This window comes from Saccharospirillum impatiens DSM 12546 (assembly GCF_000423605.1).
GTDB classification, from domain to species: domain Bacteria; phylum Pseudomonadota; class Gammaproteobacteria; order Pseudomonadales; family Natronospirillaceae; genus Saccharospirillum; species Saccharospirillum impatiens.
Window position 1 is genome coordinate 20,641 of sequence record NZ_AUIH01000023.1, and the last position, 12,180, is coordinate 32,820.

General features: G+C 58.8%; 11 protein-coding genes. 1 reads left to right on the top strand and 10 read right to left on the bottom strand.

Annotation, left to right across the window (positions count from 1 at the left end; translation table 11 throughout):
• Positions 1–4: 4 nt before the first annotated feature.
• The 5 genes from G565_RS0112360 to G565_RS0112380 form a co-directional block, all read right to left on the bottom strand.
• Positions 5–1,243: a TauD/TfdA family dioxygenase gene (locus G565_RS0112360; protein ID WP_028671198.1), complete on the bottom strand. Its 1,239-nt coding sequence runs from the start codon at positions 1,241–1,243 to the stop codon at positions 5–7.
• Between the two features lie 107 nt (positions 1,244–1,350).
• Positions 1,351–2,310 carry a GlxA family transcriptional regulator gene (locus G565_RS0112365; protein WP_028671199.1) on the bottom strand — a complete coding sequence of 320 codons (960 nt, stop codon included), beginning with the start codon at positions 2,308–2,310 and terminating at the stop codon, positions 1,351–1,353.
• A gap of 72 nt (positions 2,311–2,382) precedes the next feature.
• Complete coding sequence (locus G565_RS0112370; protein ID WP_028671200.1) at positions 2,383–2,838, bottom strand: thioesterase family protein; 456 nt, start codon at positions 2,836–2,838, stop codon at positions 2,383–2,385.
• The gene (locus tag G565_RS0112375) at positions 2,838–3,794 is read right to left on the bottom strand and encodes an L-carnitine dehydrogenase (protein WP_028671201.1); all 957 of its coding nucleotides are present in this window, start codon (positions 3,792–3,794) and stop codon (positions 2,838–2,840) included. The genes G565_RS0112370 and G565_RS0112375 overlap by 1 nt, the downstream gene beginning before the upstream one ends.
• Positions 3,791–4,699, bottom strand: coding sequence for a beta-keto acid cleavage family enzyme (locus G565_RS0112380; RefSeq protein WP_028671202.1), 909 nt, complete (start codon positions 4,697–4,699; stop codon positions 3,791–3,793). Before G565_RS0112380 ends, G565_RS0112375 begins: the two co-directional genes overlap by 4 nt.
• A 337-nt stretch (positions 4,700–5,036) precedes the next feature.
• Between G565_RS0112380 and G565_RS0112385 the strand changes: the two genes are divergently transcribed.
• A complete protein-coding gene (locus G565_RS0112385) occupies positions 5,037–5,381 on the top strand; it encodes a hypothetical protein (protein WP_157600074.1) in 345 nt (114 codons plus the stop codon).
• 137 nt (positions 5,382–5,518) lie between these two features.
• Here the strand turns inward: G565_RS0112385 and G565_RS27610 are convergent, their stop codons facing one another.
• The 5 genes from G565_RS27610 to G565_RS0112410 all read right to left on the bottom strand — a co-directional run bounded on the left by G565_RS27610 (position 5,519) and on the right by G565_RS0112410 (position 12,176).
• A complete protein-coding gene (locus tag G565_RS27610; protein WP_028671204.1) occupies positions 5,519–7,252 on the bottom strand; it encodes a methyl-accepting chemotaxis protein in 1,734 nt (577 codons plus the stop codon).
• Between the two features lie 65 nt (positions 7,253–7,317).
• Positions 7,318–8,109, bottom strand: coding sequence for a class II glutamine amidotransferase (locus G565_RS0112395; protein ID WP_028671205.1), 792 nt, complete (start codon positions 8,107–8,109; stop codon positions 7,318–7,320).
• 114 nt (positions 8,110–8,223) lie between these two features.
• Complete coding sequence (locus G565_RS0112400; RefSeq protein WP_028671206.1) at positions 8,224–9,858, bottom strand: thiamine pyrophosphate-binding protein; 1,635 nt, start codon at positions 9,856–9,858, stop codon at positions 8,224–8,226.
• A gap of 29 nt (positions 9,859–9,887) precedes the next feature.
• On the bottom strand, positions 9,888–11,354 hold the full coding sequence (locus G565_RS0112405) for an aldehyde dehydrogenase (protein WP_028671207.1): 1,467 nt from the start codon (positions 11,352–11,354) through the stop codon (positions 9,888–9,890).
• Positions 11,355–11,384: 30 nt separating this feature from the next.
• On the bottom strand, positions 11,385–12,176 hold the full coding sequence (locus G565_RS0112410) for an aspartate dehydrogenase (protein ID WP_028671208.1): 792 nt from the start codon (positions 12,174–12,176) through the stop codon (positions 11,385–11,387).
• Between the last annotated feature and the right edge of the window lie 4 nt (positions 12,177–12,180).

The window sequence follows — 12,180 nt, forward strand, 5'->3', positions numbered from 1 at the left end:
CCGTTTAACCGGCGTTTTCAACCCGTCGCTGACGATCGGCCCGCAACAGCATCCGGTAGCGTGAGCGTGCTTCGTCCCGCTCGAGGTAGCAACCCTGTAGCCAACGCCGACCGGCACTGCCCTCGAAGGCATCGCGGGCATGCAGCAGCCGACGGTTGTCAAAGATGACCAGGTCACCGGGGCGGTAGCTGAAACGCATCGCAAAGGCCGGGTCACGCAACAGGCGCTGCAAGGTCATCAGGGCGTCGTAGGCGGGTTCGACATTATCGAAGTTGGTCTGTAGTGGCCCGCGCAGAAAATCAGCGATGCGCACTTCCAGCAGTTCTCCATCGTCGTCCAGCCGGATGATGGGCGCGTGCCAGACATAGTCACTGGTGCGTGACGTGTTGGCGAAACACCAGCGCTGACGGGTCAGTGTCTCATAGGTGCGGGGATGTTTAGCGCGCAACGCCTCAGCGATGGCGAAGCCGTCCATCATGATCGCTTCGCCAGCCTCGACGCTGTTTTCAAGGCAATGCAGTAACTGCAGGCCCGGCTGATATTCTCGCGTCGGCAGATCAACGTGGGGGGGCAACGCGATGGCGGTGTAGGCGTTGGAATCCGGGTCCGGCTTGGCGCGTACATCGAACAGTTGGCCGAAGTTGGTCGGGCGGATGGGCCCAATTCGCTCAGCGATGTCCGCCAGAGAGCCGGACTCAGTGGGCAGGCCGCGCAACCTGACCAGCCCCTTGCCGAGCAGGCTTTCCAGAGCAGGCTTGAGGAGGGTAGCCTCGGCTTCGTCGCCGGGCGCAGTGGCGAGCAGGCCGCTGGCATCCAGTGAGTCAGGCGAGGTGTCCGACCCACCCTGCCAGATCGTGACGGGCACCAGAGGGCCCTCCTGGCTATGGCCATTGGAGTAGTCGTGAGCACGCAGCCAGCCGGGGTGGAAACGCAGGCTAAGGCCTTCCGGCGCAAACCGGACGCACAGAGCACCACTGTCGTCGACAGTGGCGTTGTCGATCTCCGGCCAGGCATCGAGACTGGACAAGTCCAGAATGCGTTCGCGTGTCGCCGGGTTGACGGTAGAGTCGTCACCGGCGTTCTCGCGCAGCCAGACGCTGTGCAGATTGCTGACTCGGCCGTCACTCCAGTGGAGGGTCACCTGCCGGAGGCTATGGTGTACTTCAACCAGGTGTGCCTCGATGGGCCAGGCGTCGTAGTCGGGAGTGGCGGGTAATTCGGTGGTGGTTCGGCACTGGCTCATTGTGGCCTCCTCTAGCCTGGGCGATTCAGTGCAGCATGACGCCTTCACCAGGCGTCTGTACGACCCCGGTCGACACCCAGTATGCCCAATTCGACAACCGGCTGAGTTCAGTAAGCGTCCTGGCGACGCAGTCGGCTTGGGGTCAGGTCGTAACGACGACGAAAAGCGCGGGTGAACGTTGAAGAAGAAGCAAAGCCACAGGCCAGAGCGATGTCCAGTACCGGTTGGTCTGTTGCCAGCAACAAGCGATGCCCGTGTTCAAGACGCAGTTGCTGGTAGTGATCGCGAGGGGAGCAGCCGAGGTGCCGGGCGCAAAGCCGTTCAAGGTGGCGCCAGGACAATCCGGCCCGGCCTGCCAGCTCGCGCAGGGACAAAGGGTGTTCCAGGTTCCTTTCCATCAGTGCCAGCGCGCGCTTGAGGCCGGGGTCGGTCGGTCGTGCTGGCGCTCGCTGGCGGCTTGCCGGCAAGCGTTCCCGGCCATGCATCAGTTGATCACGAACCTGGTTGGCGAGGTCGTCACCCTGGCGCCGACGCACGAGCGCCAGGGCCATGTCGATGGCCGAGCTGCCGCCGGCGCACGAAAACCCGGCCGACGTTACCTCGAACAGGGATTCGACGGCGTCTACCTCGGGGTAACAGCGCCGGAATTCGGGCAGGCTTTCCCAGTGGAGGGTGGCGGTCTGGCCACTCAGCAAGCCTGCCTGTGCCAGTATGAAACACCCCGTATCCATGCCGCCCAGTGCGCACCCCTGGCGTGCACGTTCGCGCAGCCAGTCCAGCAGGATCGGACGAAAGGCTTGTTCGGGCGCGAAGCTGGAGCAAACGGCGAGCGAGGAGCAGGCCGGCGCCTTCGCGATGCTGGTGTCGACGCCCAGTGGCATGCCATTACTGGCCGTCACCGGCTGGCCATCCTCGCTGATCAGCGTCCAGTGGAATAACGCACGTCCAGCCAGGCGGTTGGCGATGCGCAGCGGTTCGATCGCCGAAAACAGCGCCACCATAGCAAAGCGCGGCACCAGCAACAGACCGATGTGTTCAGGGGTTTCGCCGGGCGAATCAAGTCTCATGCCAGGGTGAGCCGGGGTTCGAATCAGCGACTTATTGTAGAGCGCCAACGGGGCTTTGCAATCGCTCGGCGCTTAACGACGGATCCCTACGCGTCTTCCAGCGAAGTCCGGCCAGTGCGCAGGCGATGGCCGGGGCAAGGCGTCGATTGCTTGCGCCACGTCGGCCGGAAAAGTAGCCGGGCGAACGGTTGTGGTATCTATCCCCATCAACATTTGCTCGCTGGTGGCCAGGCGTTCACCCCCGGCATTGAACAGTTCGAAACCGGCGTGCAGGCGCTTGGCGTCCTGGTCAAGCAGCACGAACCCGACCCGCAACGCCTCGCCCTGATGCGCTTCGCGCTGGTAGCACAGGTGGGTTTCCAGCGTGTAAAGCGTGTGGCCGAGCCGTTGCCTTCCTTCGGCATCGAGACCGATGTGGTCCATTAGCGCGTCCGCCGCCAGCGAGAAAAGCCGGGCGTATTCGGCATCGTTCATGTGGCCATTGTAATCGACCCAGGCCGGATCAACCCGGGTTTCAAGCAGGATCATCAGATGCGCCCCTTCAGGCCTTCGGCTTCGGGCCAGTACTTGTGCACCAGGTCGAGCAACTCCACCAGGAAGTCATCACGGCGCCGGTCCAGCTCCCCGACGGTTCGTCCTGCGGCCTGGTGTTCGCAGCCCGTTACTACCCGGTCGATCAGTTCGTCGGTCAGTTCGGGGGCCTTCAAACGGGTCCAGGGCAGTTTCAGTGCCGGCCCGAATTGTTCCAGCATATGGCGCATGCCGGGCTCGCCTCCCGCGAGGTGAAAGGTCAGGAACGTGCCCATCAACGACCAGCGCAGGCCGCAACCATAAATGACCGCAGCGTCAATTTCTTCGGTTGTGGCCACACCGTCATTAACCAGATGCAGCGCTTCGCGCCACAGTGCTTCCATCAGCCGATCGGCAATGTGACCCTCTATTTCGCGCCGAACCACCAGCGGGCGCATGCCCAACTCCTGATAGAGCGTCCGTGCGCGTTCGGTCTGCTCCGGTTCCGTCGCCGAGCTGCCAACCAGCTCGACCAGCGGCAGCAAATAGACGGGATTGAAGGGGTGGGCAACGATGACCCGCGCCGGTGCCTGGCTGCAGTCACGTTGCAGATCCGTCGGCTTGAAGCCCGAGGTGGACGAACCGATGATGACATCAAGTCCGGCGGCCGCATCCAGCTGGGACAGGATGTCTTGTTTGAGTGGCAGGCGCTCGGGTACGTTCTCCTGCACCAGGTCGGCCCCCTCGACAGCGGCTTCGACGCTGTCGGTAAACTTCAGCCGGTCGCGGCGGGCGCCTGTGGCCAGGCCCTGGCGGGTCAGCGATTCCCAGGCATTGTCGATGAACGCCCGGGTACGAGCCGGAGCGTCGGGATCCGGGTCGAACGCGGTCACGCTCCAGCCGCGAGCCAGAGCCCGGGCGATCCAGCCGTTGCCGATGACCCCGGTGCCGATGATGGCCAGATGTCGGCTCATGCGCCACCTCCGGCGATCTCACCCGTGTTCGGGTCGCGCAGGGCGAGGTGAGCGCGGGTCTCGGCCGGCGTCATGACCCGGGCACCCAGGTTCTCAATCAGGCTGCCGGCTTTTTCCACCAGTTGACCATTGCTGGCCAGTACACCCTTTTCCAGATACAGGTTATCTTCCAGTCCAACGCGGGCATGACCGCCGAGCAAGACCGCCTGGGCCACCATAGGCATCTGATGGCGGCCAATGCCAAACGCGGCCCAGTTGGCGGTGTCCGGCAGCTTGTTGCGCATGGTGAGCATGGTTTCAGTGTCGGCTTCGGCGCCCCAGGGGATGCCCAGGCAGAGCTGAAAGAGAGGGGCACCGTCGAGCAGCCCTTCGCTGAACAACTGGCGCGCAAACCGGACATGGCCGAGATCGAAACATTCCAGCTCCGGCTTGACGCCAGCGGCCTGTACCAGGCGGGCATGCTCGCGCAGCCAGTCGGCTGGGTTGACATAGACCATGTCCCCGAAATTCAGGCTGCCGCAGTCCAGCGTGCAGATCTCAGGCAGCAGGGCGCCAATCGGTTCATGGCGTTCCGCAGGCGTCTGTATATCGGTTCCGGGGCCTCCCCGGGTGGGGTCCGTGGCGTCAGGTATCCAGTCGCCGCCACCGCCGGCGGTCAGATTGATGACGATGTCGGTATCCGCTTCGCGAATGCGCTCCACGACTTCCCGAAAATGATCGACCGAATGGCTGATGCCACCGGTAGCGGGGTCCCGTACATGAAGATGGGCGATGCTGGCGCCAGCCCGAGCCGCCTCGATGGCCGAATCAGCAATCTGTTTGGGCGTGATAGGAACCTGGGGATTCTTGTCTGTAGTGTCGCCAGCGCCGGTGACGGCACAGGTTAGAATGACATTGCGATTCATGATGGCCTCTGTAGAGCGTTCGAAATCAGCCGTCAGTCTGGCAGGTCGTTCTATCTTCCAGGCGGCCCCAGACGACAGCCAGTGTGCCCCACTCGCCAGACACCGACCTCCATCGACATCCGGCTCTGCTCGATTCCCGGGTCGGTCATCGGGCTGAGTGACCTTAAGCCGCGCACTAACATGCACATCATTACTGCACGAGAATGTTCATTATGGGCCATGCAGGCGCCTATATGCTGATCAGGTGACGTGGCGAAGTGAGTTAAAAGGGCTTTGGGTTTGCAATTAGTGTCTGCCCCATTAGGGTAGAGCGTCTATTCTGAATACGAGAGTTACCGTGGAATCAATCTTCGTTACTGCATCAGACCATGAAGGTATGGTGTGTAAGGCTGTTAAATTACCGGTTTCCAGCGACTCGGATTACCGAAAGGTTGTCAGCCTATTGGGTGCAAAACACGCTCGAATTGTTGGTTTTATAGACGACAAGCATTGTATCTGGTCTGGAAACACCGACTTAGGCAACAGACGGCCAGTATTCGCTATTGGCAGTGAACAACTCAGCGTCAATGGCCCCCTGTTGGTTACCGGCTACGATCAGGAAGAAGACAGGGTGATGCCTGTCTCAATTACGGGGTCAGAGATTGAAGCCAAGGGCATAGAATATAGCCATATGGTCGCGTAATGCGCGGCTATGGGCGCTCTTGTCGGGAGGTTGGCCCACGTTGTGCCATTGATATGGTTGAACTCGATTCGCTTTTGTTTTCGTCAATTGGCCGGCAGCCCCTAGAGCGATGCGTGACAGCTTGAGAATGATATTGATTAATTGTCGATTTTCGAAAGCAAAGTCGCCAGTTCTTCGATTTTCTCAACCGTTACTTTAATCAGACTGTCTATCTCTGTGCTCGATTTTTTTGAGTTTGCTGCAAGGCTGCGCACTTCGTCAGCTACTACGGCAAACCCTCGACCTACATCGCCTGCGCGAGCAGCCTCTATGGCAGCATTGAGCGCAAGCAAGTTGGTTTGTTCTGAAATACCGTTGATCGCACTGACGATTTCGCTGATCTGCTTGCTAGCGGCCAGGACACTGTCCATTGCCACTTTGGTTTGTCCAACAGCACGTTTACGCTCGGTTATGTCAATGCCCAGGAACAGGTACTGGGTAATCTCTTGCCGGACATTCTTTAAACAGCAAATGCTGGCATCGATGTTTAGCGATTTGCCGTTTTTCTCAATATTGACGACCTTCGAAATAAAGCCTTCAGACTCAATTTGGCTCTTTTCCTGAGTACTGAGGCCATTAAAAATTGAATGCGAAAATTCTTCTTCTGAAATGATCGAAGCCATTTTCGACGTTGCCAGATCGTTACTTTTTAGGTGCTTTCCCTGGTTGTCCAAATCAACCAGTAGCAGCACTTCGTTGATGGCGCCAAGCTTCCGGTCGAAGTCCAAAGACATTTGTTTAACTGAAGTGATGTTTGCCTGAATGGATATGTACTTCTCCAGAGTCCCGTTGTCGTCGAATATCGGGTTAATGGAGAGAGATATCCAATAAGGGTCGCCGGTACGGCTGTAGTTCAGGATTTCATCGTAAAACGGCGTTTCCTTTTCAAGAGCCAGCCGTATACGTTTTACGGTATCCTGATCGGTTTCGGGGCCTTGTAGCAGGTGGCCGGGGTTTTTACCGGCCACGTCCTGGAGACTGTACCCGGTCAGGCGTTCGAACCCGGGGTTTACATAGTCAATGAGTCCACGCTCATTCGTTATGATCACTGAATTGTCTGTTTCGTTAGCAACCAGTGACAGGAGTTTGAATTTCTCGCGTTTCTCAACTTCAGGGGTGATGTCGGTGGCAAATTTGATGATCTTTAGAACATTGCCTTTAGGATCTTTTATGGGGTTATAGGTTGCCTGTATCCATACTTCTGAACCGTCTTTTGCGATTCGCTTGTATTCACTGGATTGAAACTCTCCTGAACGGAGGTCTTTCCAGAACTGGGTGTAGTCATTGCTTTTGGCGTATTCCTGGTCGACAAATAGCCGGTGGTGCTCCCCCAGTAACTCGCTTTTCTCATACCCGAAGACAGACAGAAAATTCTCATTCACCTCGAGAATGTGTCCGTTAAGGTCGAATTCGATAACCGCCTGCGATCGAAGAATGGCCTGGACTTTTGACTCGTAGTCAGTTTCGCGCATCACCTGGGCGGTAATGTCCGTTGCGAACTTGATGATTCTGGTGACTTTGCCAAGTTTTACGATGGGCGTATATGAGGCTTGAAGCCAAACCTTATGGCCTTCTTTGGTAATGCGTTCAAATGTCGCTGTTTGTGCTACGCCAGAGCGCAGCGCTTTCCAGAATTCCTGGTATTTCCGGCTGTCGGCTTCATCCGGAGACACAAAAATACGGTGGTGCTTCCCGACGACCTCTTCAGACCGGTACCCCATGGTTTCCAGAAAACGATCGTTCGCCTTTAGAATGGTCCCATCGAGTCGGAATTCAATGGAAGCAAAGGTGTTGTCGATCGCTGTTAATACGTTGTTTTTAAAACCAAGCATGTTGAAGAATGTCCCATTGGAAACTCCGGTCTCAAGGTTGGTTATCTGATATATCAGTCAAAACTTTAGCTCTGATTGTCTGTACGCGTATTGCCTTGATCGAAAACCTCGCCTTTACGCCACAAGCGCCATTCATTGGGTTCATAGCGTTCCCACTGCTCTTCCACCGTGAGCGGTTCGGTCACGATAACGCTGACGACATCGGAGGGGGTGGTGACGGTGCCAAAGTCGACGGTGACGTCGGCATCCTGCAGGCGGGCGGGGCCAAAAGGCGAGCGCCGGGTAATGGCTGCCATTTTGGTGGTGCAATAGGTGAACAACCAATCGCCGTTGCTGAGCAACAGGTTGAAAACGCCGAGTTTTGCATAGGTATCGCTGTGCTTTACCAGAAACCGGGTCAACGTTGTCAGGTCAACATCGCGGTGCAATTCGGTACGAATGGCGTTCAACAGGTCGCAGAACAGAGCTTCGCTGTCAGTCGTTCCAACGGGTTCGTAGAAGCCCGGGCGGGGTTCAAAGCCATTCAGTTGGCCATTGTGCGCGAACGTCCAGTAGCGCCCCCAGAGTTCACGTTGGAAGGGGTGCGTATTGGCCAGGCAGACTTCACCGACGTTGGCCTGGCGAATATGACACAGCGCAATTTCGCTTTTGATCGGGTGGTTTTGCACCATGCGGGCAATGTCTGACTGGGCGCTGGCCCGGCTCTCGTGAAACGCCCGGACGCCAAGGCCTTCATAGAAGACAACGCCCCAGCCGTCTTTGTGGGGGCCGGTGCCGCCACCGCGATGCGTCAGGCCGGTGAAACTGAAACAGAGGTCGGTGGGGACATTGGCACTCATGCCCAGCAGTTCACACATTGAGGAAGCCTTCTTGCCGGTTGAAAAGGTCCCGAAAGTGTATCAGTTAGGCGGCATCTGGTCTTTCAATCGCGAGCAGGGCTTATTGTTCATGCACTGCTCGCGTTTCCACCCTCAGTACAATGTCTTCTGCGGTGGCCCGGAGAACTTCAACTCTCCGACGCTGTGCATATCGACTTCAACGATAGCCGGTCCCGGGTTGTTCACCGCCTCCGCCATGATGCCCGAGAATTCGTCGGCGTGGCTCGCTTTCCAATAAGGCAACTGCATGGCCTCGGCAATCTTTCCGAAATCGGGCGTGTGCAGTTCGTTAAAATACTGGCGTCCTTCAAAGTATTTGGTCTGAATGCCTCGCATAACGCCATAACCGCCATCGTTCATGATCAGCAACACCATGTCGGCCTGTTCCTGAGCAAGCGTCGCGATTTCGCCCAGCCCAAGCGCGAGACCGCCATCGCCGACGAGCGTCACCACTTTTCGATCAGGCTGTGCAATGGCGCAACCAATGCCCATAGCCAGGCCCATACCAATGGCTCCGGCTAGCGAGTGAATGTTACCCAGAGGCCGTTCGGCAGGCAGCAAACGTGCGCCCCAGGTACTGCCGGAGACAGTAATGTCGCGCACAAACAGGCCGTCGGCAGGCAGCGCTTTATGCACCGCGTCACTCAGGCTCGCGTAAGCGCCTACCTGAATCCGCAGTGCCTCTTCGGCGCTTTGTACGGCGCTGCCGATGTCGGCATCAAAGGTGCTGTCGGCTTTCCAGTTGCCTTCAAGTGCATCGGCCAGGCGGGTCAGGGCATTGTCGCAGTCGCCACAAAAGAAACCGTCAATGGCGTAGTTGCGTTGGTTGGCACCGGGGTTAATGTCGATTTGCAGCAGTGGGCGAGGCAAATCCATTGAGTAGGTCAGGGTCTCGTTGCTGCGCAGCCGTGAACCGGCGACCAGCATCAGGTCGCAATGACCCAGCAAGGCCTGAACCGATTCGGCATTGTGAAATGCCCGCAGACTGCGTGGGTGACTGTCGGGCAGAATGCCCCGGCCGTGTGTGCTCGACAGCACTGCGACGCCAAGATCGGCCAGGCGGCGAATGGCGGCGCCTGAATTCAGCGCACCACCGCCGACCCACAGCACAGGGCGGCGAGCGGACTTTATTGCCGTGACCAGTTCGGTGAGCTGCTTGTCAGCCAGGCTGGGCAATGGCATCGCTGATATGGGTGCCGTCTCTTGCCACTTTATTTTGGCCGCTTGAATGTCGATGGGTATTTCAATGCTAACCGGGCCACAGGGGGCCGTGGTTGCTTCCTGTATGGCTTTGTGGAGCAGGGGCACGGCTTGCTCGGGCGTGCAGACGCGATAAGCCTGCTTGGAGCTGGCGCGTAAAAAGCCCATCTGGTCGCGAGCTTCATGAATAAAGCCGGCATCCCGATCCAGATAGGCTTTCTCGACCTGGCCGGTGATGTGGATCATTGGCGTGCTGGCATTCATGGCTTCCAGCAACGCACCCACGGCGTTACCGGCACCAGCACCGGTGCTGGTCAGGGCGACACCCAGGGAACCCACCCGGGTGTGGGCATCGGCCATGGTGACTGCGCCTGCTTCACCGCGAGCTGGAACGAACCGAATGCGGTCACGGCGGCCCAGCGCGTCGGCGATGGGCAGGTTGTGAATGGAAATGACGCCGTAAACGGCTGAAACCGAGTAGGCTTCAAGGGTCCGGGCGATGGCTTCACCCACTGTAATTGTGCTCATTGCGATGTCCTCTGAAACAGGGGGTGTTGTTATTGGCTCCAGCCCATGGGTGTTGAATCCAGCCCAAGGTAGATGCTTTTTTGTTGCATATAGGCCTGTATGCCCTGTCTGCCTTTTTCGCGACCAAGACCGCTTTCCTTGTACCCGCCGAAGGGTGTGGAAATGGCAAACTTTTTGTAGGTATTGATCCAGATGGTGCCGGCTTCCAACTGCCTGGCGAGCGTCAGTGCCTGGCGGTAGTCCTGCGTCCAAATGCCAGCGGCCAGTCCGTAGACGCTGTCGTTGGCCTGGCGAATCAGATCGGCTTCATCGCTGTATTTCAGCGCGACCAGGACGGGGCCGAAGATTTCTTCACGACACACCTGGCTGCTGGCGGGCAGGCCTTCAATGATGGTGGGCAAATAGTAGCTACCGGCAGCCAGGGCCGGTTCGTCGGGTGCCCGGCCACCGATCAGCACGGTACCGCCTTCTGCTTTTGCCTGATCGACATAGGCAGCGACACTGTCGCGGTGGGCTGCATTGATCAGCGGACCGATGTGAATGCCGTCGGCTTCGGGGTGGCCTACACGCAGACCTGAGGTGACTTTCACCAGGCGAGCCATGACTGCGTCGTAGTGTTTCTCGTGTATGAACAGGCGCGAACCGGCAATGCAGGCCTGGCCGCCCGAGCTGAAAATTCCGTAGGCGATGCCGCGAACCGCATGCTCGATATCCGCACTTTCACACACAATGGTCGGCGACTTGCCGCCGAGTTCAAGCGAGGTGCCGATCAGTTTATCGGCCGCTACATGGGCCAGATGGCGGCCTGTTGATGTACCCCCGGTAAAGGAGATTTTGCGAACCTTCGGATGCCGCACCAGTGCCTCGCCGATCACACTGCCGCGACCGGGCAGCACACTGAGCAAGCCTTTGGGCAAGCCGGCTTGCTCAAACAGTTCGGCCAGTTTCAGTGCCATGAGCGGAGTGGCTTCAGCGGGTTTGAGCACAACGGCGTTGCCGCCAGCCAGGGCCGGAGCGACCTTTTGCATGTCGCTGGCGATGGGGGAATTCCATGGTGTAATCGCTGCGATGACGCCCAGGGGTTCGTACTCACTGAACGTCATGAACTCGGCGCTGCGCCGGGTCGGTAACTCCCCTTCCAGCGTCTCGCAGGCTGCCGCCATGTATCGGGCTGTGCCGGCGGCACTGGCGACCAGTGCGCGGGTTTCTGCAAGTGGTTTGCCGTTGTCGCGGGTTTGCAGGCGGGCGAGGTCGTCCAACTGCGCCATGATCAGGTCACTGACCCGATACAGAACCTCGGCTCGCTGGTGAGGCAGTCGAGCGGCCCATTGCGGATCGCGCCAGGCCGCATCGGCGGCAGCGACGGCCTCTTCAACGTCTTCCAGGCTGGCGGCCCGTACTTCGGCATTGATCGAATCGTCGGCCGGGAACCGGGATACGATGATGTCGCCGCGGCCTTCGCGCCAGTGGCCACCAATGAATATCGGGTGTGACATGTCGGTTCTCCGTCAGGTTAGGTTGAGGGCTTAAAGCACCACCGGGTCGAGTAACTGGCGGCAGGCCCGCACGACTGACAAGGCTGCCAGCATGGAGGTTTTCGGGTTGCTTGCCAGCGGGTTGCCATGCATCTCGACGTGAAATTCGCCGAACTCACCCACCGCATGAATGCGGTGCGTGTTGCATTGTGTATTGGGGTCGACCATCAGCCGCACGCGGGTGGCATCCATACCCAGGCCACAGAGCGCGATGGTCGCCGCCACATTGGCATTGGCCGGAAACTGGCGCGCCGCTTCACCGGCACTGCCTTCGAAGAATGCGGTGGCTTCGGTGACGGAATCCAGGTCGATCAACGCTTCGGCCGGTGACCCTTTCCAGCTTTTGGGTGCTTTGCGGGCTTCGTAGGTGACGGCGGTCAAACCGCCTTCACGGGCCGATGCCAGGCCATCCATGCCGGCAACCGCGCCCGATAGAATTTGCATTTTGCCGCCGCCGTCGACCGCTGCCTGGCGCAGGCGCTCATACAACCCAGAGTCGGACAGCGCACCAATGGACATCACGGCCAGCGTCCAGCCGCGGTTAAGAACCGCTTCACCGTGAGCTGCCAGACCCGGATGCCCGGCGCATTCAACCACCAGTGAGGGCGTATCGTCGCATTGCTCGATGCGGCTGATGATGATCGTATCGGGTAATTCGGCTCTGGCTCGCTGAATGTCCGCTTCGGGCAGCACCAGCCATCCCAGCGACAAGCCTTCAGGCAGCAGGCGGTGAACCTCTCTGCCCATGGCGCCATAGCCGATCATCATGATGCGTTGAGTCATGGTG

Coding starts and splice junctions, on each gene's coding strand:
- G565_RS0112360 (WP_028671198.1), bottom strand. CDS start 1,243: ATGAGCCAGTGCCGAACCACCACCGAATTACCCGCCACTCCCGACTAC.
- G565_RS0112365 (WP_028671199.1), bottom strand. CDS start 2,310: ATGAGACTTGATTCGCCCGGCGAAACCCCTGAACACATCGGTCTGTTG.
- G565_RS0112370 (WP_028671200.1), bottom strand. CDS start 2,838: ATGATCCTGCTTGAAACCCGGGTTGATCCGGCCTGGGTCGATTACAAT.
- G565_RS0112375 (WP_028671201.1), bottom strand. CDS start 3,794: ATGAGCCGACATCTGGCCATCATCGGCACCGGGGTCATCGGCAACGGC.
- G565_RS0112380 (WP_028671202.1), bottom strand. CDS start 4,699: ATGAATCGCAATGTCATTCTAACCTGTGCCGTCACCGGCGCTGGCGAC.
- G565_RS27610 (WP_028671204.1), bottom strand. CDS start 7,252: ATGCTTGGTTTTAAAAACAACGTATTAACAGCGATCGACAACACCTTT.
- G565_RS0112395 (WP_028671205.1), bottom strand. CDS start 8,109: ATGTGTGAACTGCTGGGCATGAGTGCCAATGTCCCCACCGACCTCTGT.
- G565_RS0112400 (WP_028671206.1), bottom strand. CDS start 9,858: ATGAGCACAATTACAGTGGGTGAAGCCATCGCCCGGACCCTTGAAGCC.
- G565_RS0112405 (WP_028671207.1), bottom strand. CDS start 11,354: ATGTCACACCCGATATTCATTGGTGGCCACTGGCGCGAAGGCCGCGGC.
- G565_RS0112410 (WP_028671208.1), bottom strand. CDS start 12,176: ATGACTCAACGCATCATGATGATCGGCTATGGCGCCATGGGCAGAGAG.